The organism is Psychrosphaera ytuae (assembly GCF_017638545.1).
Lineage (GTDB): Bacteria > Pseudomonadota > Gammaproteobacteria > Enterobacterales > Alteromonadaceae > Psychrosphaera > Psychrosphaera ytuae.
Genome location: NZ_CP072110.1, coordinates 2,513,920 through 2,539,145, shown reverse-complemented (window position 1 = coordinate 2,539,145; position 25,226 = coordinate 2,513,920). Strand labels below are relative to the sequence as shown.

The 25,226-nt window shown below is 44.6% G+C and carries 22 protein-coding genes; 10 read left to right on the top strand and 12 right to left on the bottom strand.

All coding sequences use genetic code 11. The features are described from left to right. The first annotated feature begins 12 nt into the window (after positions 1–12). Positions 13–3,480: a S41 family peptidase gene (locus J1N51_RS11320; protein WP_208831374.1), complete on the top strand. Its 3,468-nt coding sequence runs from the start codon at positions 13–15 to the stop codon at positions 3,478–3,480. A 202-nt stretch (positions 3,481–3,682) separates the two neighbouring features. Next, entirely contained in the window at positions 3,683–4,414 is a 732-nt protein-coding gene (locus J1N51_RS11315; protein WP_208831373.1) for a pirin family protein, read from the top strand. On the opposite strand, the gene J1N51_RS11310 is transcribed toward J1N51_RS11315, so the two are convergent. From J1N51_RS11310 to J1N51_RS11290, 5 genes are all read right to left on the bottom strand, one after another. After that, positions 4,411–5,019 (bottom strand): exopolysaccharide biosynthesis protein, encoded by a 609-nt coding sequence (locus tag J1N51_RS11310; RefSeq protein ID WP_208831372.1) that lies wholly within the window; start codon positions 5,017–5,019, stop codon positions 4,411–4,413. The genes J1N51_RS11315 and J1N51_RS11310 overlap by 4 nt on opposite strands. 11 nt (positions 5,020–5,030) lie before the next feature. Continuing rightward, positions 5,031–5,909 (bottom strand): protease HtpX, encoded by an 879-nt coding sequence (gene htpX, locus J1N51_RS11305; RefSeq protein WP_208831371.1) that lies wholly within the window; start codon positions 5,907–5,909, stop codon positions 5,031–5,033. A 54-nt stretch (positions 5,910–5,963) separates the two neighbouring features. Beyond that, positions 5,964–7,178 carry a Na+/H+ antiporter NhaA gene (gene nhaA / locus J1N51_RS11300; protein WP_208831370.1) on the bottom strand — a complete coding sequence of 405 codons (1,215 nt, stop codon included), beginning with the start codon at positions 7,176–7,178 and terminating at the stop codon, positions 5,964–5,966. An 89-nt stretch (positions 7,179–7,267) separates the two neighbouring features. Further along, the gene (locus tag J1N51_RS11295) at positions 7,268–8,371 is read right to left on the bottom strand and encodes an MBL fold metallo-hydrolase (protein WP_208831369.1); all 1,104 of its coding nucleotides are present in this window, start codon (positions 8,369–8,371) and stop codon (positions 7,268–7,270) included. 3 nt (positions 8,372–8,374) lie between these two features. After that, a complete protein-coding gene (locus J1N51_RS11290) occupies positions 8,375–8,560 on the bottom strand; it encodes a hypothetical protein (RefSeq protein WP_208831368.1) in 186 nt (61 codons plus the stop codon). A gap of 104 nt (positions 8,561–8,664) precedes the next feature. Here J1N51_RS11290 and J1N51_RS11285 point away from each other — a divergent pair, with 104 nt between their 5' ends. The 4 genes from J1N51_RS11285 to J1N51_RS11270 are packed head-to-tail and all read left to right on the top strand — an operon-like array spanning position 8,665 to position 10,358. After that, positions 8,665–8,880 carry a DUF4177 domain-containing protein gene (locus J1N51_RS11285; protein WP_208831367.1) on the top strand — a complete coding sequence of 72 codons (216 nt, stop codon included), beginning with the start codon at positions 8,665–8,667 and terminating at the stop codon, positions 8,878–8,880. 9 nt (positions 8,881–8,889) lie between these two features. Continuing rightward, entirely contained in the window at positions 8,890–9,114 is a 225-nt protein-coding gene (yidD, locus tag J1N51_RS11280) for a membrane protein insertion efficiency factor YidD (protein ID WP_208831366.1), read from the top strand. A 9-nt stretch (positions 9,115–9,123) separates the two neighbouring features. Beyond that, the gene (locus J1N51_RS11275) at positions 9,124–9,504 is read left to right on the top strand and encodes a TM2 domain-containing protein (protein ID WP_332874929.1); all 381 of its coding nucleotides are present in this window, start codon (positions 9,124–9,126) and stop codon (positions 9,502–9,504) included. A 41-nt stretch (positions 9,505–9,545) separates the two neighbouring features. Continuing rightward, complete coding sequence (locus J1N51_RS11270) at positions 9,546–10,358, top strand: M48 family metallopeptidase (protein ID WP_208831365.1); 813 nt, start codon at positions 9,546–9,548, stop codon at positions 10,356–10,358. A 33-nt stretch (positions 10,359–10,391) separates the two neighbouring features. On the opposite strand, the gene J1N51_RS11265 is transcribed toward J1N51_RS11270, so the two are convergent. Then, entirely contained in the window at positions 10,392–11,198 is an 807-nt protein-coding gene (locus J1N51_RS11265; protein ID WP_208831364.1) for an SDR family oxidoreductase, read from the bottom strand. Positions 11,199–11,391: 193 nt separating this feature from the next. Here J1N51_RS11265 and J1N51_RS11260 point away from each other — a divergent pair, with 193 nt between their 5' ends. Next, positions 11,392–12,042 (top strand): YitT family protein, encoded by a 651-nt coding sequence (locus J1N51_RS11260; protein ID WP_208831363.1) that lies wholly within the window; start codon positions 11,392–11,394, stop codon positions 12,040–12,042. A gap of 76 nt (positions 12,043–12,118) precedes the next feature. On the opposite strand, the gene J1N51_RS11255 is transcribed toward J1N51_RS11260, so the two are convergent. From J1N51_RS11255 to J1N51_RS11240, 4 genes are all read right to left on the bottom strand, one after another. After that, entirely contained in the window at positions 12,119–12,919 is an 801-nt protein-coding gene (locus J1N51_RS11255; protein ID WP_232842794.1) for an HNH endonuclease, read from the bottom strand. Positions 12,920–12,952: 33 nt separating this feature from the next. Beyond that, entirely contained in the window at positions 12,953–15,691 is a 2,739-nt protein-coding gene (locus J1N51_RS11250) for a DEAD/DEAH box helicase (RefSeq protein WP_208831362.1), read from the bottom strand. A 48-nt stretch (positions 15,692–15,739) separates the two neighbouring features. Then, a complete protein-coding gene (locus J1N51_RS11245) occupies positions 15,740–16,342 on the bottom strand; it encodes a class I SAM-dependent methyltransferase (RefSeq protein ID WP_232842793.1) in 603 nt (200 codons plus the stop codon). 118 nt (positions 16,343–16,460) lie between these two features. Continuing rightward, the gene (locus J1N51_RS11240) at positions 16,461–18,143 is read right to left on the bottom strand and encodes a DUF3612 domain-containing protein (protein WP_232842792.1); all 1,683 of its coding nucleotides are present in this window, start codon (positions 18,141–18,143) and stop codon (positions 16,461–16,463) included. A gap of 194 nt (positions 18,144–18,337) precedes the next feature. Here J1N51_RS11240 and J1N51_RS11235 point away from each other — a divergent pair, with 194 nt between their 5' ends. Next, positions 18,338–18,973 carry an aldolase/citrate lyase/malate synthase family protein gene (locus J1N51_RS11235; RefSeq protein ID WP_208831361.1) on the top strand — a complete coding sequence of 212 codons (636 nt, stop codon included), beginning with the start codon at positions 18,338–18,340 and terminating at the stop codon, positions 18,971–18,973. A 219-nt stretch (positions 18,974–19,192) separates the two neighbouring features. On the opposite strand, the gene J1N51_RS11230 is transcribed toward J1N51_RS11235, so the two are convergent. Both J1N51_RS11230 and J1N51_RS11225 read right to left on the bottom strand, forming a co-directional pair. Further along, positions 19,193–21,070 (bottom strand): S9 family peptidase, encoded by a 1,878-nt coding sequence (locus J1N51_RS11230; protein WP_208831360.1) that lies wholly within the window; start codon positions 21,068–21,070, stop codon positions 19,193–19,195. A gap of 217 nt (positions 21,071–21,287) precedes the next feature. Next, positions 21,288–22,382, bottom strand: a complete 1,095-nt coding sequence (locus J1N51_RS11225) for a DcaP family trimeric outer membrane transporter (RefSeq protein WP_332874928.1) — start codon at positions 22,380–22,382, stop codon at positions 21,288–21,290. A 223-nt stretch (positions 22,383–22,605) separates the two neighbouring features. On the opposite strand from J1N51_RS11225, the gene acs reads away from it, so the two are divergent. Both acs and J1N51_RS11215 read left to right on the top strand, forming a co-directional pair. Next, the gene (acs, locus tag J1N51_RS11220; RefSeq protein WP_208831359.1) at positions 22,606–24,549 is read left to right on the top strand and encodes an acetate--CoA ligase; all 1,944 of its coding nucleotides are present in this window, start codon (positions 22,606–22,608) and stop codon (positions 24,547–24,549) included. A gap of 37 nt (positions 24,550–24,586) precedes the next feature. Then, positions 24,587–25,225 (top strand): response regulator transcription factor, encoded by a 639-nt coding sequence (locus tag J1N51_RS11215; RefSeq protein WP_208831358.1) that lies wholly within the window; start codon positions 24,587–24,589, stop codon positions 25,223–25,225. The last annotated feature ends 1 nt before the right edge of the window (position 25,226 follow it).

Below are 25,226 nucleotides of genomic sequence, written 5' to 3'. Positions count from 1 at the left end.
AGGACTACGTTTATGTTTTTCCGTTTGTTGAGTGCCGTTGCAGTATTGGCCTCATTGGGTCATCCGACTGCGAGTTACGCAAGTAATTCTGAGGGTGACGCCGTCCAGGCTCAAGCTAACAATCCAATCGAGACAATACAGCCAGGCTATTTTCGTCAACCAAGTTTGTTTCAAGATACCTTAGTGTTTACCGCAGAAGGTGATATCTGGAAAACCCAATTAGGCGCTGACACTGCAACTCGACTTACCACCAATGAAGTAGAAGAGCACAGCGCAATAATTTCACCTGATGGCCAATCCATTGCCTTTGCAGCCAATTACGATGGCGCAACCGAAATTTATACGATGCCAATCAATGGCGGCCTTGCTAAGCGAGTGACCTTCGAAAACAGCGCAATTAAACTCCATCAGTGGCACCAAAACGGCATTGTTTATTCAACCAATAGTCGAGTGGGACCAACGGCAAGTTGGGTTCTTAAAACGGTTGAGCCAACAACACTCTCTACCAAGATCATGCCATTATCTGACGCAGTTGAAGGACGACTAAGCCAAGACGGTTCGACCTTGTATTTCACTCAATTTGGTTTGCAAATGTCTAATGACAATGCCAACCAATACAAAGGTGGCGCGCAAGGAGAGTTATGGCGTTATACCCTAGGTAGCCAACAAGAAGCGAGCTTGTTAACAGAAGACATTAACGCGTCTGTACGCGAACCAATGATCAAAGGCGACACCCTTTATTTTGTTAGTAACGAAAGCGGCCTAGATAACGTATGGGCAATGGACTTAGATGGCGACAATCGCCGTCAAATCACTAAATTTACAGATTGGGCGGTTAGAGATGCCATGTTGCATGGCAACTTAATTGTGTTTCAGCATGGCGCCGATATCAAAGTCCTCAACATTCAAAATCAACAAGTAAACACAGTCGATATTCGTTTGACTTCTGATTACCCTAACCTACGTGAAAAATGGGTAAACCAACCGCTTCGTTATCTCAATTCTGCGCGTTTTACTGAACAAGCCAACAAGGTCACTCTAACGGCTCGTGGTCGTGTCGCGGTTGCAAACACAGGCACGCAGCGCCTTGTTGAAATAGCCACAGACCCAACGTCCCGTACTCGCAATGCGATATTGAGCAATGACGGTGAGTGGGTTTATGCACTCAACGATACCTCTGGCGAAATGGAAATCTGGCAATACGCCGCTGATGGTTCAGCCGAGGCAAAACAATTGACCAGCAACAGCAAGGGCTTCCGCTGGAACTTGTATCCATCACCGGATGGCAAATACCTTGCGCACGATAACAAACAAGGTGAGGTTTGGTTACTCAATTTAGAAACCGGCGAAGATCAACTCATATACGATAATGTCTCCGACTGGTCGCCAACCCAAGGGCTGGTTTGGTCCCAGGACAGCTCAATGTTGGCGTTTGCACATTCGGCCCTTAACGAAGAGCGAAGCCGTGTATTACTTTATTCTTTAACTGACCAACAACATCAAATCGTCACCACCGAAAAATATCGCTCGTTTGCTCCGGCATTTAGTCATGACGGCAAATGGCTGTACTTTTTGTCTGACCGTCATTTTGTTGCCACCCCATCGTCACCTTGGGGCGACCGCAACATGGGCGCACAATTTGATCGCCGCACCCAGATTTTCGCCCTTGATTTAACTGGCGAAGGAGACTTTCCGTTCCAGCCAAAAACAGAGTTGAGCGAATCAGCGAGCAAGAAAAAGTCAAAGTCAAAACAAGACGACAAAGAGAACAAAGACAAAGCTGCTGAGAATGACGCTGAGAGTGCCGCTAAGAATGACACTGTGAGTAATACTGAAAGCGCCAAACAAGCCGACGCTACAGACGTTGCTGAGGCTGTCACTAACCAGGAAGAAAATAAGTCGTCAAACATCAAGTGGCAGGGCTTAGCACAACGCTTGTGGCAAGTTCCGGTTGAGTCGGGTAACTACGCAAAATTAACCGCAAATCGAAGCTTTTTATATGTGTTAGACCGCGTCAACGAGCCAAAGCAACAGCCAGCTCTTAAAGCAATCCAAATCAAACCCAAAACGAACCCTGCGATCTTTACAACCAATGTCGCAGACTATCAACTTGGTACCAAGGGTAAGTCTTTATTTGTCCGCAAGCGTGGCAATGGCAACACAGCGCAATTTATTGTCATGGCGGGAGCGCGTTTTCCAGCCAATGCGAATAACTCTAGAGTCCAAACCAACAAGTGGAAATTGGCCATTCAACCACAACAAGAGTGGCAGCAAATTTTCCGTGATGCTTGGTTGATGCACCGCGATTCCTTGTTTGATGCCAATATGCGTGGATTAGATTGGAATGCCACCAAACAAAAATACTTACCTCTTTTGCACCGTGTTACAGACCGTCACGAACTTAACGATATATTCAAACAAATGATGGGCGAACTTAACACCTTGCACTCACAAGTTGGCGGAGGCGATATACCAAGAGACACAGATGCGCCAAGAGCTGCAAGTTTAGGAGCCACCTACGAAGATACGGTCGACGGCGTTAAAATAAGTCACATTTACCGTCATGATGTTGAAATTCCATCAATGGCAGCACCATTGAGTCAGCCGGGTGTCGATGCAAAAGTGGGAGATGTGATCACACATGTGAATCGCCAAGCGATAACGACGCGAGCCGATCTGATCACCGCACTTCGCAATCAGTCAGGTAACCAAGTGCTGTTAACCCTTAAACGTGAAGGCGCTGAGAATACAGTTTCAACAGTCGTAACTCCGGTGACTACGTCACAAGATTTCCGTTTACGCTATCAAGATTGGGTTGTCGGCAATGCCACCAAAGTTGCCCAGGCTGATGACAACATCGGGTATTTTCACCTATACGCGATGGGTGAAAACGACATTTCTACCTTTGCACGTGAGTTTTATGCTCAATACCAAAAACACGGCTTGATCATCGACGTACGTCGTAACCGAGGTGGTAATGTCGATGCTTGGATATTAGAAAAACTCCTCAAACGCAGTTGGTCATTTTGGCAAACCCCTAACGGTGAAAAAAATACCAACATGCAACAAGACTTCCGTGGCCACATTGTAGTGTTAGCTGACGAATTCACCTACTCAGATGGAGAAACATTCACAGCGGGTATCAAAGCGTTAGACCTAGGTACCGTTATCGGTAAACAAACCGCAGGTGCTGGGGTTTGGTTATCGGGTCGCAATCGAGTGGTCGACAACGGTATTGCTCGTGTTGCAGAGTTCCCGGTTTATGCGATGGACGGCCGTTGGATCACCGAAGGTACAGGTATCAAACCGGATATTCGGGTCGATAACTTACCATTCGAAACATTCCAAGGTCGAGACGCACAATTAGAGCGTGCCATCAAATACTTGCAAGAAAAGCTCAAAGACGAGCCGATCCCAAGTTATCAAGGTTTGCCATTGCCGAACGACACGTCAGTGGCCGATGACATTATTAGAGACTAAAAACTACGACCAAAGGCTAAACGAACTTAGTCTTTGCGTTCTAAAATTTACGTTCTAAAACTAAAAGCCAGCCTCGCGCTGGCTTTTCTATTTTATCGAACGGTTTTGTATATTTATTGCGATTTTCTTTCGACTTCTCTTGCCTATAATCATTAACAAATCAGTGTCATTTGGCACACACAAATCCAGTTTGGAGAAGATTATGATCACAGTAAGAAGATCCCAAGAGCGCGGTGTCGCCAATTTCGGTTGGCTAAACAGCCGCCACACCTTTTCATTCGGCAGTTATTATGACCCTGAGCACATGGGCGTCTCAACTTTACGAGTCATAAATGATGACATCGTTGATCCCGGTGCCGGCTTTGCCACACACGGCCATCGAGATATGGAGATCATCAGTTTGGTCCTAGAGGGCGCGATTGAGCACAAAGACAGCGAAGGAAACATTCAAACCTTACCAGCTGGCGAGTTTCAATTAATGTCAGCCGGCAGCGGCATCATGCACAGCGAGTACAATGCGTCTCAACAAGACCCACTGCGCTTTTTGCAAATTTGGGTTCTGCCTAATGTCAAAGGCCAAAAACCGGGTTATCAGCAAAAAGACTTTGGTCAGCAATCTGGCATCACTCCAATTGCAACACCTGATGGCACTGACGGCACCTTACACATAAAGTCTGACACACGATTGTCTCAGCTTATTTTAGAGCCAGGCACTGAGGTAGACTTTAATCTTGATAAAGGACGCAAGGGTTATGTTCACAATGTCTCTAGTGAGTTGCAGGTAACGACAAAGGGCGACCTTCAAAGCCTGTCAGCTGGTGACGGTGCAACTATTGATGCAAAAACCAATGAACTTACCGATAAAAACACGATTAACTTCAAGAACACTGGCTTTGAAAAAGTGATGGCCCTAATATTTGATTTGCCAGCTTAGCCAACCGAATTGAGTGCTAGGGTGATGATCCAATACCCTAGCGCTGTCGATGCGATTGACAACACCATCCCCACCAGTGCCATCACACCATCTCGCTCCAAAAAGCCAAGGGCAAATGCCAACATACTCAGCACAGGCAACAAGCCCGTAAAAGGCAGAGGCACCAGCAGTATCAAGGCTTGAACCACGATAAACAAGCCCAAAACAAACGTCATCGGAGCCGCTGTCATAAAGGCCCAGCGCGGTCTGACAAACGCCTCTAACTTCCGTATGGTCGGTATGGTTTTGTTCACGACCTTGGTTAACTTATCAACGTCTAGTTTTAGCTCGTTAACACGCCCGATAAACTTGGGAGTTTTAAACCCTAAGGCCAACTGAGTACCAAGTACAATGATCACAAGTCCCGCCACAATGGCAATACCAGGGATCAAGCTTAACAAAGCCAAAAAGAACAAAACGCCCCCAAAAGAACGGCGGCGCAATCGATACAACAAAATCCCAACAGCGACCTTTTCACTACTTAGCCCGGCAACAATCCGAGCTAGTAGCTTTGAGGTTTTTTCGTGAGGCTGTGCAGGTGAAAGATCGGGTACTACTTGATTCATCGAGTCCGTCACTAAATCCGCATATCGCGCAAAACTTCAATACGCTTTTCTAAAGGCGGATGGCTCGCAAATAAGGCATGAATGCGACCGGCATTAATGGCAAGAGCAGCCATTTCATCAGGCATTTTTGGCGACTCGTGACTGTTTTGTAAACGCTGTAGCGCCGCGATCATTTTGTGTTTACCAACCAACTGTGCGGCGCCAGCATCGGCTCTAAACTCGCGATAACGAGAAAAGCCCATAACTAGCATCATCGCCAAGAAACCCAAGATGATCTCAGCAACCATAGACACGATCCAAAATGCCGGGCCATGTCCACGCTCTACTTTAAATACGGCACGGTCGACTATGTGACCGATAACGCGTGACAAAAACACCACAAAGGTATTCACCACACCTTGCATTAGCGCCATCGTGATCATGTCGCCGTTAGCAACGTGACTGACTTCGTGGGCAAGAACGGCTTCAACTTCGTCATCAGTCATCTGTTGCATCAAGCCAGTACTCACAGCCACTAATGCGCTATTTCGGTTCATCCCTGTAGCAAACGCATTAGGTGCAGCCGAATCAAAAATTCCCACTTCTGGCATACCTATGCCGACTTGGCGTGCTTGACGTTCGACGGTTTGCAGTAACCAGCGCTCAGTTTGATTGCGCGGTGAATCGATGACATACACGCCCATGGTTTTTTTGGCCAAAAACTTCGACATCGCTAACGAAATAAACGACCCCGTAAAACCAATGACCAGTGAATACACCAACAGAGCTTGCAGGTCCAAATCGACGCCATTTTGCGCCAACAAACCATCAATACCCAACAAACTAAATGTGATACCCAACAGTGCAACAATGGCAATGTTGGTTCCTAAAAACAACGCTATTCGCAACATTTTGACTCTCCTAACAACCCAAATAAACTTGCAGATTAACGATCCTAAACCGGATCATGCGTGCGAGTTAGCGACTTTCAAGGGCTTGGCAAAATATAAAATCGCCGCCCCTAATACCGCGCTCGATAACGAGCCAACCAACATACCTAAACGATCAATTCGCGCATAACCTATGCCCACTTCCGCAAAGGCCAAACCGCCAATAAACAAACTCATGGTAAAACCAATACCACACAAACAAGCCACGCCCAGCATTTGTGTCCAAGTAACCCCCGCCAGTGGCTGACACAACTTAGCTTTGATTGCCAACCAAGTACAAAGCATTACACCAACGGGTTTACCGACTAATAAACCAAGGGCGATACCCAAAGGAATCGGCTCTAAAATTCGAGTGACGTTTAAGCCTTCAAAAGATATACCGCCGTTAACAAAGGCAAATAAAGGCACAATGGCCAAGGTCACCCAAGGATGTACTGAGTGTAATACTTCATCTGAAGGCGATGGCGCATTAGGGGTCTTACCAACCGCAGGGATCAAAAGCGCCGTGATGACGCCCGCTAATGTCGCGTGAACACCAGATTTGAGTACACAAACCCACATAGCGATACCGAGTAGCACGTAAATACCAAGGTTTTTGATACCAATTCGATTGCACACCACCATAATGGTGACAAACAAACCACCTAACAACAAAGACATCATCGACAAATTAGAAGTGTAAAAAAGCGCAATAATGATGATCGCCATCAAATCATCCAAGATAGCCAAAGTCATCAAAAACACTTTTAACACCACAGGCACACGACTGCCTAAAATCGTCAATACACCCAACGCAAAAGCAATGTCCGTTGCCGTCGGAATAGCCCAGCCCGCAACAGCATCGGCAGTCGCGCCGTTAAAATACAAATAAATCGCCGCAGGAACCGCAACGCCGCCAAGTGCCCCCGCTAGAGGCAACACGACTCGCTTGCGATCTTTAAACTCACCAAATAGCCATTCCTTTTTTAGCTCCAAACCAATCATGAAGAAAAAGATCGCCATCAAGCCATCGTTGACCCACAAAAATAGCGGTTTTTCGACGCCTATCTCACCCACTTTGACGACACCTTTAATATTCAAAAATGCGTCGTACCAAGCAGCTAGCCCAGAGTTTTTAATGATCATTGCGGCAACAACCGCCACGACTAACAGCAAGCCACCTATGGCCGCTAGGTTTATATTATTGTCACCATGTGCTTCTAAATTTGAAGGTGTGTGTTGAGTTGCCAAATCTTTCTCCAAGAAATCGTTCTCCCATGTTGTCGCTAAACCATTGTTAAAGGCACAACATAAAGAGCTATTTGTAGTCTGCAACAGGCCTATTCGTCAATAAAATTGTTATCTTTTAAAACAATTGTTTGGCCTATTTTCATCGTTATAAAATCCGAACTCGACACCTGTTTTTGATGTAAGGCTTCAGCCAAATCTTCAATCGGTCTAATCGGTGTTTCCGCGGTCAAGGGGAAGGTCCCCCAGTGCATGCCAATTGCTTTTTTAGCACCTATGTCTTGATAAATTTGAACCGCTTCATTGGGATTGACGTGTTGAGGTCCCATAAAGTCACGCGGTTCGTACGCTCCGATCGGAATTAATGCCAAATTTATGGGTTGTGCCAAGCGTGCACCTATTTGATTAAAGTCGAATTGGTTGTAACCCGTATCGCCAGCAAACCAAATCGTTTGGTCGTTCACAGTGATGGCCCAGCTTGCCCACAAGGTTTTATTGCGGTCAAACAAGCCTCGAGCAGACCAATGTTGAGAAGGCAGCGCCTGCACTTTTATTCCATTAATGGTTTGCTCCTGCCACCAATCAAACTCAGTTATTTTGTTAGCGTCAATTCCAACATCCTCAAACCAAGCCCCCAATTTTAATGGCACTAGGTAGCGAGTTTTGTTTCCCAGTAAAGCAATACTCGCCTCGTCTAAATGATCATAGTGGTTGTGAGAAATCACCACCGCGTCAATTTGCGGTAATGCAGTATGCAAAACCGAATAATCCATCGCGTGTGGCACGTAACGCTCAGGTCCAGCAAAACTTACTGGGGAAGCGCGATCAGAAAACATAGGGTCAGTCAAAATCACCTTATCTTCAATGCGAATAACAAAGGTCGAGTGGCCCAGCCATGTCACTTCTATTGAATCGGTTATAGGCCCTTCTACAAACGTTTTAAATGGTTGAACTGGCACTGTATCTGCCAGTGAAGCATGATCGGCCCAAACCATATCGCCAAAAAAGCGAACCTTCAAAAACTTAAAAAAGCTCTTATCTATGGCACCTAAATGCGGATTTTTAAAACCATCTCCGTCGTAATGCGCCGGCTGTAATTCACTGTTCTGCCCGTTCGTTGTACACGCTGTCATAGCAAGTGCACCGAGGATCACAACCAAACACGCCACTGCTAAGCCTATTTTTATCGCTTTCAAGCGCTACTCCTTATTGTGATTGGGGCCCAAAAGTTTAACTATCCACACTAAAAGCATGATGATAACCGCCACCAAAGGTGACGCGAGGATCGCCAACATCAACCAAAAACGACGATTTAACCCTAAGTAGCGGGCTAAGTGATAAACCACAAAAACGCCCAACACATACAATAAAATAATCAGCGGCATACTCATCTCCTGCTCGATGAACTCAATGGTTAATATACAGCATGCCATTGACTTAGCGAGCCAAATAGTAAAAAGTAAACACTGCAGTTAAAAAAGGAATGAACATGGAAAAATTTAGAGAATACAAAGTCATCCACGTTGTTGAAGGTGGTTGCGGCACATTATTGCTAGGTTCTAGTGGTCTACCACTTAAAAAGCTTGAGTCGGTACTAAACCGCGAAGCGGCAGACGGTTGGAACGTTGTGTTTCAGGTTATCGAAAACAAACGTTTTTGGTTATTCTGGACCCGCGAGTCTGTCATTGTCACTCTTGGTAGATAGTAAACGACCTTGGTCAAATCACCTATCTTAGCCGCCATTCGCTGGTATCAGCGTCGAGGCGGCTCACGTCACTTTTTTAATTTAGAATGTAACTTTGAGCCCACATGCTCCGAATACACCCATCAAGCCATAAGCCAATATGGCACGATCAAAGGCATTAAACTCGGGCTTAATCGAATCAAACGATGTAATGATCCTGATTGCGTCGACAAAATTCACGATCCGCTGCTCTAGGAGACTAATATGTTATCTATGGACGAGTTAAAACAAGAAGAAGACGCAATTCGCAAAGAGATCACCGCCCTTCCCGATGCCAAGCGCAAAGAGTACTACCGCTTGGAAGACAAGCGGATCAAAGACCCTGACACTTATGCCGTACTCAACTACTTCTTTTTAGCAGGGCTACACCATTTTTATTTGGGCAACGAGCTTAAAGGCATTTTAAATGCCATGGCGATGTTAATCGGAATTATATTATTTGGCATGTTTGGCTGGGTGCTGATTTTGATTGTACTGATCATTGAATTGCCGCAATTATTCCGCAGTCAGACGATTGTCCAAGCTCATAACAACAAAGTCATGCGCGAAACCCTCAACGAAGTAAAATTTGGTCGATCTCAGTAACGGCCAAAAAGATTTAGCTTATTAAAATAGAGTGCTCATAAATGCTGTCTCGACTCACCGAAAAACAACGCCAATGGGCTCTCATTATTTTCTTTTCTGTAGTGACGTTAGCCGTTTTGGGTTATCGCCTGTATCACAGTTTTTTACCAACAGCCTCGACCTATATCGCCGACAAAATCCCTAAAGAAATTTATCAATCGATAGGTCAATCAGCCCTAGAACAACTCGACGAAACCGAGTTTAGTGACAGCGAACTTGACGTCACGACGCAAGACGCCATCCGTACGGACTTTAATCAGCTAATTAACGAGCTTAACCTAGATCCTGACCGCTTCACCTTGCACATGCGACACTGGGAAGGTCAAATGAACGCCTTTGCGTTAATGGATGGCTCCATTGTTATTACCGATGCATTGGTAAACAATCTAAACGCCGTACTTGACTCAAACGCACCGCACGATTCAGAGCAAGCCCTGAACACACAAGCAATACGCGCTGTTCTCCTTCACGAAATTGGCCATATCGAACACAACCACCTTATGGAGCACACGATTCGAGTGTCGTTGTTTTATATCAGTGCATCCTTGATATTTGGCGATATTAGCGTTGTAAGCCAAATCTTGCTGGAAGGTTCTACCATGGGGCTTAACATTGCCTATTCGCGTGATCTCGAAGTAGAAGCAGACCAATACGCCGCCGACCAACTCACCAAGCTTTATGGTAGTCCAGCCGCGCTGATCCAGGCATTAACCGTGTTGTATCAAGAATCAGAACAAGAAAATAAATCTGAGCCAGACTTGCACTGGCTCAGTACCCATCCAAACCTAGAAGCAAGGTTGGAAGGCATTAAGTAACTACTACTCAGCGTAATTAATGCCTAAGCGTAATCAATCCTCAGCCGCAGCAGGGGAAGCTGTACTTCCGGCTAAAATACCGCCATCGACATTAAGCTCTATGCCTGTCACATATTTCGCCTCATCCGATGCCAAATACAAGGCCGCATAGGCCACATCTTCAGGGCTACCCATATGGCCAATGGGAATACCACTTTCGATATTTTTAATCGCGGCCTCTGGCGAATCCCCTAACATTGCATCCCAAAGCGGCGTCATAATCGCGCCCGGATGAATAGAGTTACAACGGATAGGATAGCGGTTTTGGGCACAGTATAAGGCCACGCTTTTGCTGTGATTGCGAATAGCCGCTTTGCTCGACGCGTAGGCTGCAGCACCAGGAATACCGACAATTCCAGAACGTGATGACAAATTAACTATGCTCGCAGAGGCTGACGCCTTCATCAATTTAATCCCCATACGACAACCAAAGGCCACCCCATCCAAATTGACATGATGCACAGTGTGCCAACTTTGAGTATTAAAATGCTCGGGATCAAATGGCCCCTCGGTTTCCAAAAAACCAGTGATGCCGGCGTTGTTTACCAGCACATCAAGGCGACCGTATTTATCTGCAATGTACGTTTCAATGCGGTCCCAGTCAGACTCATTGGCGACATCTAAACTCTGGTACTCTGCATTAGGGATATTCAACTTAGCGGTTAGGGCTTCACCGAGTGCATCGTCAATGTCGGTAAGGATGACAGTGGCGCCTTCTTTGACAAACAACTCTGCGATAGCTGCGCCAATTCCCTTTGCCGCCCCTGTTACTAGGGCGATTTTGTTTAATAATCGAGGCATGGTGGTGCTCCTTTTAGATTGAACCCTATTTTTTAACTCATTATCTGTATTTCAGTTTAGCAGTAACTACACATTGATTGTAAAGTTATAGATACAGTAAAAATGCAAAATCTTGCGCTTTTATAAGACGTAATTTAACCACAATTAGAGTTATTACTTTAAAATGTACGCGTCGAAATAATCTGAGTTCACAATGAAAAAAATCGCGTTTCAATGGTATGCAATTTTAGAAGGCTGCTTCTTAGTTGCATTGGGTATTTTCTTTTTACAGTCTTCTGAGCTACTGGTTGGTGGTACTGCGGGTGTGTCTGCCCTACTAAACCGCCATTTCGAACTTACCTTTGGCACCTGGTTTTTCATCGTAAACTTGCCGTTTTTCTACTTGGCAATCAAACAAATGGGCCGAACCTTTACGGTTCGTAGTTTCTTTTGTATTGGTCTGGTGTCGTTATTATCCGACGCTTTAACCTTATTGATCGTGCTCGATACCATTCCAACTTGGTTAGCGGCATTTATTGGCGGTGGCCTAATCGGCATCGGATTATTGTTGTTATTTAGACACAATACCTCTCTAGGTGGCGTAAACATCCTAGCTTTGTACCTAGAAAAACGCTTCAACATCCACTCAGGTAAAGTCATTTTGGCACTCGACTGCGTCGTTTTAGCCGCAGCATTACACAGCTACCCAATCGAAAAAGTCGCCTACTCACTCGTCGGCTTCATCGTCCTAAGCTCAGTACTCGGCCGCTACCACAAAAAAGCACCAGTGGAACAACACAGCCCACAACCAGAGCGCGGACGCTCTAAGTTCAGTCGCTTGAAGTGGTCGTTTAAGAAGTCTTAGTGGTTTTGGTTGGGGATTGTATTGATAGAAGAGAGGGCACGATGTGCCCTTTTTTGTTATTCATAAAAAGCTCTGCTCAGCCATAATGCATTTCTCTGTGGCAATTGGGGCAAAGTGCAATACAGTTTTCTACCGTATCGTCTCCTCCATTTGCCAACGTTTTCCGATGGTGGACTTCTAAATAGGGCGAGCCATCTTTTTTTCTTTTGAAAGGTGCGGTTCGGTTGCAGTTCCCACAGACACCATTTGCATTCTTTAAAACTATGGCTGTGACATAAGGGTTTCTTTTAAAAACACTCACTATCGTGTTAATAGAGGCTGGTTTGTTTGGGTATGATTTGGATTTTTCAACTAACGTTGCTGACTCTAACTCAAATGCTTTTTTTAGCTCATCATTAAACTCATTATGCATTTCTTCAATTGAAGACAGTCCTTTAACCTTGGACGAATTAAATGCCTGTGGCGAATATTCAACAATTTCCAAATCGTCTGCAATGTTCTCTGCAAGACGGTAAACTGAGCGTCCAATTATTCGCTTTGGTCTTACAATCAACCTACCGACTAAATGCTCATATTCAGTTAACTCTTCCGTATCGTACACCCATTTACAATCACCATAAAAAGGCTGACCTGGTTTGTTTTCATTGATACCCGTTACTTTGAACATTCCAGCAAATAAATAGCTTGTCTTATTTTCTAACCCAATGAGTGAGATTATGTATTGTTTCTGAAAGTTTCGTTGACTTTGATACCTTTGATCTTCTTCAAATTCACCAGCCAACAGTAAGTTAATTCCGCGCTGATCATCACCAGCATCGTTATAAAAATGAATCTTACAATCGGATAAATTTTCACGAATTAATCCTTTAAACTCCATGATTAAACTTCCTATTTTTTAATTTTCTCTACTTTACCGCGTCACTTTCCCAAAATAATCCTCAGCATCTTGTTCCATCTGTTTTCTGGCTTTTTCTAGGTCGTCGTTGGTGAGCTTTTGCCAAAGAGTTTCATCAAATCCGACGATGCTTAGTTCGTCGCTTTGGTAAACAAAACACTTGCGTTCAAACTTTTCGAATGGGAATTGCAGCATGCTTTTTTGTACTTCTTTTGGTGAGTTTAAAAACTCCCGATCGTTATATTGACTGCTCTTTGATTCGACACGTTCTTGCTTGTCTAAAAGCCGTAAATAGTATTCTCTATATTTGTCGACGAGTAGGTCGATTGCGATTTCACCGCGTTCGTTGCAATGATTAAGCAGTGACAATAGAAATACGATTTTGTAGGAACGTGTGTAATCTCGTTCCTCTAAAAATTCGAAAAAGTCGTCTCTGCGAGTCTCTTTGGTTCGGAGTTTTAGTTTCTTTTGTTGGCGGACTTCTTCGACTATATGTGGTTCAAAATAGTTAAGGATCTTTTTGCCGAATTCTAATGTTTTACTTGGCTTAAGATCGTCTTTTTTGAGCCACTGTCTCAAGGTTCCTGTTGAAACAAATAGCTCTCTCGCTAACTGCTCTTCGTTGAGTAAATGGCCAAATTCTTTTTCAAAATTAAAGATATTAATAGGTTCTATTCGACGCTCTTTTTCAAATAGTCCATCAAGGATAAGTAGCTCGGTTTGGCGTGATGTCTTGGGCTCGACTAGGTTTCCAAAAGGCTGATATTGATTTAACCCAAACAGTCCATGGACACTCCATGGCTGCCCCAAGTTCGCACCATAGCTGTCTACTACATCAATGACATAAAGCGCCTCTTTATCTTTGTGGTTTCGAGTCCCGCGACCTAACTGCTGTGTGTACAACACTTTACTCATTGTCGGTCGAGCCATAACCACGATGGAGGTTTGAGGCGCGTCCCAACCTTCGTTTAATAAGTCACAAGCACAAATAAATCGTACTTTTCCTTGTGTATATAACTCGATACCTTCTCGGTTTTTACCATCAACCGCGACGGCTGAGAGTCCGTTGTTGTTTAGCATTTTAGCCATGCGTTTAGTGTGTTTAACATCAACACAAAAAATCACGCCTTGCATTAAACGGCCATTGAGTTCTTGACCAAAATATTCGTTTAAAACGTCAGTAATTAATTGGTCACGAGAAGGCGTTATTACGGTTTTGTTGAGATCACTTTTAACGAAGTCCTTGCCTAAAAATCGAACCTTTGAGAAGTCTATATTACTCTCTAACCGAAAGGCTCGAATGGGTGGAATTAGGCCGTCTTTGATTGCTTGTTCTAGTGTTAAATCAACTTCGTACTCGCCAAATATCTGCTCTAGCTTTTGTTGATCGGTTCGGTCAGGGGTTGCAGTTAAGCCAAGTAACGTTTGAGGTTGAAAATATTCTAATAGACGCTTTAAGCCTATTGCACCGGCTCGGTGAGCTTCATCAACCAAAATATATTCAAAGTCTGTCGTCCTCTGAGTTTTGAAATTGCGAATCGCGTAAGCAGAAGTAACCACGGTGACCTGTGCGTTTGAGTCAAACTGGGTGGTAAGTACTAAGCCTGAGAATGCCGCTTCAAGCCTTTGGATAAGCTGGTCTCTTAAATTGACCGTCGGTAGAATCGCCAAAACTGAAAGCGCTGGATTTACTGAGAGCTGCTGCGCAAGGTCTTCAATGAACACTTCGGTTTTACCCGTACCTGTGGGAAGCACAACTAAAAAGGTGTTGTCACCTCGTGCTCTACCCTCTTTTATTTTATTAACCGCGTCCGTTTGGTGTGGGTAATGCTCAAAGTTAACTTGGCGTTCAATTTTAAAATTAGGGGCTCTTTGGAAGTCTTCTGGATTGCCAAAGTACAGTAAAAATTGCTCTTTTAACTTTACTGAATCACGCATACCTCTGTCAGACCAACGAAACACTAATGTGCCGTCGGCAACCAGTGAGTTTTGTTTAAACAGTTGAGAGCGATATTGTTTTTCGCTAATAAATCGAGGGTGATGGTAGCGTTCGCCATTGAGTTCGACAGCGATGTCTCGCTCTTTAGTTGTTAACACAAAATCAACGTAACGGCGCGTTCCGCTGAGATCGATGTAATTAGCTTCTGGTTTAAGCGCATGAAAGGATTGCTCACCAAACACATCGGCAAAAAATACCGAAAAATTAAATTCAGGTGGTGTGGGGTCAGTATGTGTATTATCGCGTTCTGCCCCATATACACTGACTTCTAAATCTCTACTTTGGCTGGTAATAGCATCGTATGTAATACCTGCAGCAAGCCTTTTTTCGATGCTCAACTCAGCGTCGATATGTGACAAGAACGTCAGTAAATCAACTGATAATTGTTCAAGTTGTTCATCAGCAAAACAGACAAATCGTAGAAGACCGCAATGTTTATGCATTAAATAGTTTTGATGACTGGTGTAATCAACATACTCAAATGTGTCAGACGCTATTTCATCCTCTGAGCAATCGATAAAAATAGCAGGTCGACCTTCAATAACAGAAGTAAAAAGTAAACCTAGCTTTGAGTGTTGATGTAAGTCTGACTTAGTGTCATGAAACTGATAGCCAAAGCTACGCAATAAAACCACTAACTTTGTCTGTAACTCGATAGCTGCAGAACTATAAAATTGCGCTAAATCTTCTACTTCGCTTATTTCAGTAGGATTAACCCGATATGCACCAGTGGCTTCTTTTATTTTTCTATCCATGAATAATTACCTTAACAATCTTCCTTTTTAATTCGCCATTAAAAGCAATTAACGCTTTATGAAGATGGCATTCAGCCACTTTTCATCTTGGCGATCGGGGCGATTGTCGGCTGAAATCCAACGCTCTTTTAGTTCGAAGTTAGAAAAACCATCAAATAAATCAGCAAGTAGTGCTTCGTTCATATCTGTGAATGAACGGCCGTTATGAATGCGTTCTTCTGTTCCATATTTAAAGCTGACATAGAGCGCACCGCCACTGGCAAGGTGTCGCTCTATATTGTTGATGGCTTGTGGTAAAGCACTTCGAGGAACATGCAGTAAAGACGCACAGCACCAAATACCCTGCGCTTTTTTATTTATTTTAAATGAATCAAAAGTAGTGACATCAACGTTTTGTCCCAAGTACTCAGTCGCTTTTTTAGCTAAAGTTGGTGAAGCATCAAAGGCGTACACCTCAAAACCTTGGTTTAAATAGAATTTTGCATCTCTGCCACTGCCACAACCTGCATCGACGACAAGACCTTTGGTGTCGGTCCCTTGGCAATTTAGATACGGTAAAAATCGATCATAAATATCACCCATTTCGACACTTACCGTCGAATCAAAAAACTGCTCCGCATTGTCATCGTAAAATTGGTTTTGGCTGGTCACGTTTGTACCTTTGATAGTTAAAGCAAACCTAACATATCAAAAAGAACAGGTATTATCTTTACTGATCATAAAGTCAGGTCGTTTTTGCGTACATTTAAGCTGTTACATGTAACAACTCTCACTCATAACAGCCAGGCTTCCTCGGGCACACATTGCCTCGGCTACAAATAAGCTTGGCGCTGCGTTCTAGGCTGCGCTCGACCCAGTTGATGTTGAGGACTTTGGCGACGCTGATGAGGTCTTTTTTGATGTTGCGCAAGGCGCTGATGTCGTCGGTGGACAACTTTTTGGGTGTGGTTTGGGTGGTGAATATAGGTTCGTTGACTTGGGTTTTAGTGATATTAGTAGTCATGTTCCTTGTCATAGGCACTTCACCGCCGTTGTCGGCGCAGATAGCTTGCAGCTCGGCGGCAATGGCGCTAGCGTCTCGGCCCTGCGCCTGTAGTGCTGGATTTAAGTCGATACCGGCACAAATTACATGTGGGTTGCCCGCAAGGTCGTGGACTTTTTTGGACTCACAACAATAAATTCGAGACTCGCCGTTGACGTTCATGATCGAAAGTTGCGAGGACGTGCCTTCGATTTCTAAATCCGTACGGTCAAACATTTGGAATACGGCCCAGTGATGACATGGGTCATCCACTTGGCGCATATTGCCCCAAGGTAATGGAATGCCATTGCCTCGATAGACGGCTTTAAGCTTGCCCGGTGTATAGGCATCAAAGTAGTGCCAATGGCTATAAGGCGACACCGCGGTCATTCGGCGCATGGCCACGGACTCTGACACATCCGCTGCCGCCGCAACACTGACTTCATAACCATGACGGTCTAACAATTGCCTAAATGGCACTTTGGGACACAATAACGCACCAGCAAAAAAGCTCGACTCAAAGTCTTGCCAAGCATTTAGAATATCTTGCGCGTTGACGGCGGAGTTACTGCTTTGGTTTTTAGTGCTGGCATTTTTACTGCTTTGTCTCTGTAGTTCTTCGTATTTAACCCCACCTACATTGATGCCGGTCGACGACATGCCACCAGCAATGCCACCATTGTCGGTAAGGGTTTGGCTGCCGCTGTGCAAAATAGAGCGACCAATGTATACGGCAAGCTCGTATTTGAGTCGTCTTGGGAAGTTTTTGAGGCAACGGTTGAGGTACAACACATTTGGCGCTTCGAAATATGACGAAGTGACGTTTTTGGTCGTTACACCAAGCTCATCAATGATCTCGGCTGGCGTTTCGTCAAACCATTTAATGCTGATGCCTTGTTGCTTCACGATAATGAGCAGCTCTTCTACCGAGAGCGGCATGCGTTTTAGGCCAACTTCTTCTGCGGCGCGTTCGAGATCGGGAAAATGATTTTGATGGTGTTCTTGGTGTGCACGAATAAGTAAGTGAGCAAAGTCACGTCCTGAGGTACCCGTTTGATTAAGCAGCTCTGGAATGGCGATTTGTAAAATATCATTGCTGAACAAAAAGCTCGGCTCTAATGGCATTCCGCTAATGCCGCCGCGATTGCCTTTGTTGGGCGTGATCATGTCTTTTTCGGCGGCAACGTCATCCAAAAACCAATCCACGTCTTTTTGAAACACATCAGCAATGACGCTCAGCATTTCGACACTAGGGACGCGTTTGCCTCGTTCAATCATCGACAGATACGACACGGATGGCGCGTACTCTGGGTCAATGCGAACACATCGTGTCGACAAGTCGTCCATCGTGAGGTTGTTGCGTTTGCGCAAGTTGCGAATTTTGGTGCCCAAAAAATGTGACTTTCGGATTAAGCTCTTATTTGCCTTCATTTGCTTTTAACGTGCGTCCTTTATTCGACTCTTGACCTAGATCTGAGCCTAAACCAGTTTGTTGTGTAATTCACTGTGTAAAATTCGATTTTGTAAAATTTACAGTGTGAAATTCTTTTTGTGAAATTATTTGTTCAAAATTTATATAGTCAATTCACGGTATAGGCAAATCAACAAAACGGCAGGACACTATCATGAGCACACCGAAATTAGACACAATAAATCGCAGCACATCGACCCAAGCAAGTTTATTGGCGCAATCGGCAGAGCAAAACGCAGCCTCTGCGGAGACCATGAGTGAAGTCGTTAGTATGTTTGCAGAGTTAGACGAACAAACTCACCTTCACGTTATAAACTATTCAAAACAGTTTTTGGACTCGGTGTTTCCGTTGGAGCACGGTTCGCACAAAGACGTGAAGAGTTATGTTGTTTATTACCGCCACTTATTAGCGTTTTTGGAAGACGGTACGCAAGCGGGCTTGGCACATCCAGAGCAATTTGTTGCGCTAAGTGGCCACAAAGAAAACCCAAGCTCTATCGTCCTAAAAACCAATGGCTATCACGTTGAGATCTTGTTTAATCCTTGTGGTGAGCACGGCCGTCGTGACAAAGCCAACATTGATGACATTCAGGTCGAAACCTTTGAAGACAAGCAAAAAGCAAGCGAAGCGCAGTCTCTAGAACACGCGATGACAAATCGCCGTTGGTTTAGCCTACTTAAAAAAGAGCGTCACTTTAAGTTGGATGCTAATGGTCAACCTAAGTACGCGTGTTTAAACGTGGCAAAAGAATTTACTAACAAAGATGGCGAAGACTATCAGTTAAATTAACCGAGCAGTGAGAAGGCCAGGTCGCTAAACCTATTCCTGAGACGCGCTGGTTTCTGTCAGAGCCCGGTGAGAGAATATAAGTCTGAATAACTCTATTCTCCACTCTACTTCCTGACGGAACTAGTGTTAAGGTCACCCATGGGAGGGGTGATATAACCCAATGAGACGATGCATTGGGTTATGGGTTTAGCGAACTGGCTTTTTTATTTTTAGTTGGACTTAAAGGTACTTTTCTAAGAAATCTACGTAGGCTTGTGAGGCCGCAATCCTATTGGCTTTTTTTCTAAAGCCATGACCTTCATCATCAAACAGTAAATATTCGACATCTACGTTGTTTTTTCTCATTGCCTCGACCATCTCATCACTTTCTATTTGTAAAACTCGAGGGTCATTAGCACCTTGAACCACTAGAACAGGGCTCTTTATCTTGTCTGCGTGGAACAATGGCGAGATGCGATAAAGTCGCTCTTCGTCGGTTGCAGGGTCACCAATTTCGTCGTACAAACGTCGCTTAGCCGCTTCCCACCAAGGTGGAATGCTTTTGACGGTGCGGACCCAGTTGGTCACGCCAAAAATGTTGATCCCTGCAGCAAACTCATCTGTGAAGGCCATACCTGCCATAGTTAAATAGCCGCCGTAACTACCGCCAATCAGGGCGATTTTGTCTTGGTCGACCCAATCAAGAGTCTTTAGGTATTTTTTGGCGGCGACGATGTCACCTAAATCGGCTTCGCCGTGCTTGCGATCATCAGCGTGAAAGAAGGTTTTACCATACCCAGATGAACCTCGGTTATTCACGGCAAAGGCCGCATAACCATGATTAATCAAGTGCTGTCGCATTGCCGAATATCCTTTGCGCGACTGCCCTCCTGGACCGCCGTGTATCATGATCAATACTGGGACTTTGTTGCGAGATGACGCTTGTTTTGGTTTGTACAACAAACCCGGCACAACCATACCATCGTAAGACTCAAACCGCACGACGTCACTGGCAACCATGAACTGCTCATCAATTTTTGGTGACAAGGTATCGGTTAGCCTTTTTGGGCTTGCGCTTCCGACTTGGTAAACGTAGATATTGGTTGGGGATGTATCAGAGCGCAATGCAAAGCTAACCATTGACTCGTCATCTGAAAAACTAACACTACTGATATTGCCATCGGGCAGATTGGGGATTAAGAACTCGATCCCTTTTGAATTGGTGATGGTGACTTTGGTCTCTGCATCCTCGTTGATGCCCATAACGGAATAACGACCGCTCTCTGATTGGTACAGGTACATTACATCCCAATCATAATTGCCAAGAGAAGTTACCTTACCTGACTTTAAGTCATAGCTCATCGGTTGGGCGAATTCGCTATTCTGATCAGACGTGAAATACAGGGTTGTAGAGTCGGGAGAAAACGACTTAGGCGACATCACGGAGCGCTGATTTTCACCAAGGTTTATCACGTTTTGGGTTGTTAAACTCATCAGTAAAATATCGGTATCAAAATTGTTGTTTTCACGAACGGCGGTTAACCACTTACCGTCTTTACTGATAAAGGTTGGATAAATACCAATACTATTCTCAAACAGCATTGAGCTGCTGTAGTCCTTGGTTGAATACTTATAGACGTCAAAGTATTTGGGATCGCGTTTGTTCATTGCCACATAAAAGTGTGTTTTGTCGCCGCTCCACCCCATGAACATCGCCTTTAATTTTCCGGGTGTAATGTCAATTAACTGTCCATCAAGTTCTCTCACATAAATGTGGTTGAGCTCATTACCACCTTCATCTGCGGTCGCAATTATGCGGTCGTCTTTGGGAAACCAACTTATTCCAGAAATCGCATTAGTGGTTGATTGCGTTAGCTGTGTTGGCTCACTGCCATCAATAGGATAGCGATAAACATTGTACACTCCACTTGCATCTGAAGTGACAAGAAGTGCATCTGCAGTGTGGTTTATGTCGGTGCCGCCGACCGATGTCGTTTCATAAAAAGTGGCTGCATCGTATTGAGGGATTATGTTTGATACTTGAGGTTCCTTTGAACTGCCACACCCTACCAAGTGAAATAGAGTAGTTATCAAGACTACGGTAATGAAATGTCTCATTTTATTTCCTTTTCCTTTTTCCTATAAGGGAGCCTTACCGCTGGCTCATGTCATCGTGTTACCTCGTTAACAATAATGGTACAAAACTAATATTTGGGCAATGTCCCAAAAAAAAGCCCAAGCATGTGGGAGACACAAAAAGCTTGGGCGAAAACCGTATTAAGACGGAATATGAATGAAAATCGTTAAATCACTCTGTTTTTACAAACTCACTTTTTTACAGCGCGTATTTCACGCTGAACTGCACATAATTTGAATCGGCATCTTGTTCTGCCATTTCAAAATTACCCACTTCGACACCAGCACTTAGTTTTGGTGTCAAATTATCAAAGTAGTTGATACCCCAGTGACTGCGGTCAACATCGGTAATATCCGTGGTGATATTGCCGTAGAACACGCTCGAACGCGAAGTGTCGTTCCAGAAGTGACGATACGCAACCATATAGCTGGTGGACTCTTCTGCTTCTTCACCTACGATGTCTTGGGCAGCGACAACACCAACATAACGGCCAGTATTACCAGTATGGAATTGGAATCGGAAGTCGTCTTTGCCTGTGGTTTTAACCTTACCGGCAATCGATAAACCTACGCCACTTTCGCTTTCGCCGCTGACTGTAGTCAGGCTTCGAAACAAACCTGCAACCGACACATTACCCCAGTCAGCACTGTGGGTGTATTTAGCAACAAAATCTGGTGCAGTATCTTGGCTGGCATCTCCCCCAAATGACTCTGGGTTTTCTATCGAAAACTGCCAAGCGCCTCGGGTGTATCGAATTTGGTTGTTACGAACAAACGCTTCACCCACCATAGGTCCTGCAAAATCAGCGGTTTCGGCTAATGCTGAAGTGTTCATAAACGTGGTCCAAGTTTGACCAACTAGGACGTCTTTGTATTTGATAAACGCGTGTCTAAGGCGAGGGTTGGACGAGTTAGAAATGATTTCGTTACCACCACCGCCGTAGAAGTCCATTTCGACAAACGCCGTTACGTCGCCGTTTTTGTATGTTGTATTGATTCGGGATTCGTTGGCAAACATTTTAAATTGCGACTGCGATTCTGGTAATACAGAGCCCGAGCCAATCCAAAAGTCGCGATACGCAATATTACCATCGACATAACGACCATCAATTTTGATATAACCACCAAACTTGATTGATTGACTGTCGTCCAGTTTGATTTCGTAAGCTGAACTTGTTGCTGACATTGACATGGCGCTCACCGTCGCCAATGCGATTGCTGAACGACGTAGCCATTTGCTTTGTTTATTTTCGCTTGGACTGTTTGGTGCCAAGACCTCTTTTGACGCTTGCATAATGCTCCCCTTTCGTATTTTTTTGCATTAACACCGGCGCCTGAGTCTATTGTTGTTGTGATGACCGTATCGCCTGATTAACTATTTTTTACTGTCCCAGTATGTTTACACGATTAAGCAACGACAATTAGCCTTTGGTCTATTCGACTATAGTCTAATACCCATTCACACCTCTATATTTACACTAACCAACAATAATAATACGAAGGTAAAGGTGAGAGTTATGAACGCAAAATGTTATGCCGTATCGGACTTTGAGCATCAACATCAAGGCGCCCTTAGTTTTGAACAATATCAGGCTATGTATAAAGAGTCGGTTGAAAACCCAGATGCATTTTGGGCTGAACATGGAAAGCGTATCGATTGGATAAAGCCATTTACTAAGGTCAAAAACACATCTTTTAATAAAGACGATTTGCATATCAAATGGTTTGAAGATGGTACCTTAAATGTCAGCGCTAACTGTATCGACCGTCATCTTGCCGAACACGCCGACCAGACGGCGATTATTTGGGAAGGTGATTCTCCAGATCAACAGCAGCATGTTTCTTATCAACAGCTTCATGATGAAGTCTGTAAGTTAGCAAACGGCCTCAAGAAACTCGGCGTCCAAAAAGGCGACCGAGTGATTATTTATATGCCGATGGTACCGCAAGCAGCTTATGCGATGTTGGCGTGTGCGCGAATTGGTGCAGTCCACTCGGTGGTATTTGCGGGCTTTTCTCCTCATGCCATTGCCGACCGTATTATTGACTGCCAAGCATCGGTTGTGATCACTGCAGATGTGAACCGTCGTGGTGGCAAAGCGTTACCACTTAAACACAATGTTGACGAAGCGTTAGCGCGTGACGATGTGACCACAATCAAACATTGCGTGGTATTTAACAATGATGACAAACAATTAGACTTACCGAGTAGCCAAGTTTGGTGGCACGAGTTAACCAAAGACTGTGCGCCTGTTTGTGCTCCAGAAGAAATGAACGCAGAAGATCCATTGTTTATTCTTTACACCTCAGGCTCAACCGGAAAACCAAAAGGCTTGGTTCATACCTCAGGTGGTTATTTGGTATGGGCATCTATGACCCATCAGAAAATATTTAACTACTCACCTGGCGAAATCTATTGGTGTGCGGCTGATGTTGGTTGGATCACAGGTCATACGTATATTGTTTATGGACCACTTGCCAACCGTGCAACAACGGTCATGTTTGAAGGTGTGCCGACTTACCCTGACGAGCGTCGCATTGGTCAAATCATTGATAAACATCAGGTCAGCATCTTGTACACGGCGCCAACCGCGATTCGAGCTTTGATGGCCAAAGGTGAACTTGCCGCTCAAGATTCGACTCGTGATTCTCTACGTGTATTAGGGACCGTTGGTGAGCCAATTAACCCTGAGGCATGGCAGTGGTATTACGAAAAAGTAGGTAAAACTAAGTGCCAAATTATTGATACTTGGTGGCAAACCGAAACGGGCGGAGCCATGATCACACCGCTTGCGGGGACTACTCCGCTTAAACCGGGCTCGGCAACATTACCATTTTTCTCAGTGCAGCCGGCACTGGTCGACAGCGATGGCAAAGAGTTAGCAGGTGAAGCTGAAGGAAACTTGGTGCTAAAAGGTTCTTGGCCAGGACAAGCTCGCAGTATTTACGGCAATCACCAACGTTTTATCGAAACGTATTTTTCTGCATATGAAAATGTTTACTTTACCGGTGACGGCTGTAAGCGCGATGCCGATGGTTTTTATTGGATCACCGGCCGTGTTGATGATGTTCTTAACGTCTCAGGTCACCGCTTAGGTACAGCAGAAATTGAAAGCTCTCTTGTTGCTCATGAAATGATTGCAGAGGCAGCCGTGGTCGGTTACCCACATGACATTAAAGGCCAAGGCATTTATGTTTATGTGACTCCAATTGCTGGTACCGAAGTATCTGAAGAGCTAACTAAGTCAGTTAGAGATTGGGTTCGTAAAGATTTAAGCCCGATTGCAACTCCAGATATGATCCAATGGGCACCGGGATTACCTAAAACGCGTTCGGGTAAAATCATGCGCCGAATACTTCGCAAAGTTGCGGCTAATGAGTACGACCAATTAGGTGATACATCTACCTTGGCTGACCCGAGTGTGGTTGACAACCTGATTGAAAACCGCCTAAATAGGTAACCCCATTTAGGAACCTAGATTAGGAAAAAACAGGGATATGGCACAGTTTTTAATTGCCGATGATCACCCGTTGTTTCGCGAGGCGCTGACCGGCGCCTTGCAACTTAACTTCAGTGATTTAACCATCGAAGAAGCCGACTCGTTAGAGTCGACTATTCAGCAGATCGAACAACACCCAAACCTAGACTTGGTCTTGTTGGACTTGCACATGCCTGGCAGTGGTGATCTTTATGGGATCATTCGTATTCGCGAGGACTTTCCTGACTTGCCTGTGGCAGTTATTTCTGGCTCAGAAGACATTGATGTAATTTCAAAAGTAATGGGCTACGGGGCGATGGGCTTTATTCCTAAATCCACTCGAAGCCAAGATATCGCCACGGCTATCAACACCATTTTAGAAGGTGACAATTGGTTGCCAGAAGGTATGGCCAATAAACTAAATCAATTGTCCAATGAAGACATCGACTTAGCGAACCGAGTTGCCGAGCTAACCCCAGCTCAATACAAGGTTTTAGTGCTTCTGCACGAAGGTTTATTGAACAAACAAATCGCCTTCGAGCTCAATGTCACCGAAGCCACAATCAAAGCACACATAACCGCCATTTTCCGCAAACTCGGAATTAATAGCCGAACCCAAGCCGTGCTACTGGCTGAAAAACTACAACTAGACAGCTAAT

What these genes read in the sequence shown, in the direction of transcription:
- J1N51_RS11320 (WP_208831374.1), top strand. Translation starts at nt 13, where the DNA reads ATGTTTTTCCGTTTGTTGAGTGCCGTTGCAGTATTGGCCTCATTGGGT.
- J1N51_RS11315 (WP_208831373.1), top strand. Translation starts at nt 3,683, where the DNA reads ATGATCACAGTAAGAAGATCCCAAGAGCGCGGTGTCGCCAATTTCGGT.
- J1N51_RS11310 (WP_208831372.1), bottom strand. Translation starts at nt 5,019, where the DNA reads ATGAATCAAGTAGTACCCGATCTTTCACCTGCACAGCCTCACGAAAAA.
- htpX (WP_208831371.1), bottom strand. Translation starts at nt 5,909, where the DNA reads ATGTTGCGAATAGCGTTGTTTTTAGGAACCAACATTGCCATTGTTGCA.
- J1N51_RS11290 (WP_208831368.1), bottom strand. Translation starts at nt 8,560, where the DNA reads ATGCCGCTGATTATTTTATTGTATGTGTTGGGCGTTTTTGTGGTTTAT.
- J1N51_RS11285 (WP_208831367.1), top strand. Translation starts at nt 8,665, where the DNA reads ATGGAAAAATTTAGAGAATACAAAGTCATCCACGTTGTTGAAGGTGGT.
- J1N51_RS11275 (WP_332874929.1), top strand. Translation starts at nt 9,124, where the DNA reads ATGTTATCTATGGACGAGTTAAAACAAGAAGAAGACGCAATTCGCAAA.
- J1N51_RS11270 (WP_208831365.1), top strand. Translation starts at nt 9,546, where the DNA reads ATGCTGTCTCGACTCACCGAAAAACAACGCCAATGGGCTCTCATTATT.
- J1N51_RS11265 (WP_208831364.1), bottom strand. Translation starts at nt 11,198, where the DNA reads ATGCCTCGATTATTAAACAAAATCGCCCTAGTAACAGGGGCGGCAAAG.
- J1N51_RS11260 (WP_208831363.1), top strand. Translation starts at nt 11,392, where the DNA reads ATGAAAAAAATCGCGTTTCAATGGTATGCAATTTTAGAAGGCTGCTTC.
- J1N51_RS11255 (WP_232842794.1), bottom strand. Translation starts at nt 12,919, where the DNA reads ATGGAGTTTAAAGGATTAATTCGTGAAAATTTATCCGATTGTAAGATT.
- J1N51_RS11250 (WP_208831362.1), bottom strand. Translation starts at nt 15,691, where the DNA reads ATGGATAGAAAAATAAAAGAAGCCACTGGTGCATATCGGGTTAATCCT.
- J1N51_RS11240 (WP_232842792.1), bottom strand. Translation starts at nt 18,143, where the DNA reads ATGAAGGCAAATAAGAGCTTAATCCGAAAGTCACATTTTTTGGGCACC.
- J1N51_RS11235 (WP_208831361.1), top strand. Translation starts at nt 18,338, where the DNA reads ATGAGCACACCGAAATTAGACACAATAAATCGCAGCACATCGACCCAA.
- J1N51_RS11230 (WP_208831360.1), bottom strand. Translation starts at nt 21,070, where the DNA reads ATGAGACATTTCATTACCGTAGTCTTGATAACTACTCTATTTCACTTG.
- J1N51_RS11225 (WP_332874928.1), bottom strand. Translation starts at nt 22,382, where the DNA reads ATGCAAGCGTCAAAAGAGGTCTTGGCACCAAACAGTCCAAGCGAAAAT.
- acs (WP_208831359.1), top strand. Translation starts at nt 22,606, where the DNA reads ATGAACGCAAAATGTTATGCCGTATCGGACTTTGAGCATCAACATCAA.
- J1N51_RS11215 (WP_208831358.1), top strand. Translation starts at nt 24,587, where the DNA reads ATGGCACAGTTTTTAATTGCCGATGATCACCCGTTGTTTCGCGAGGCG.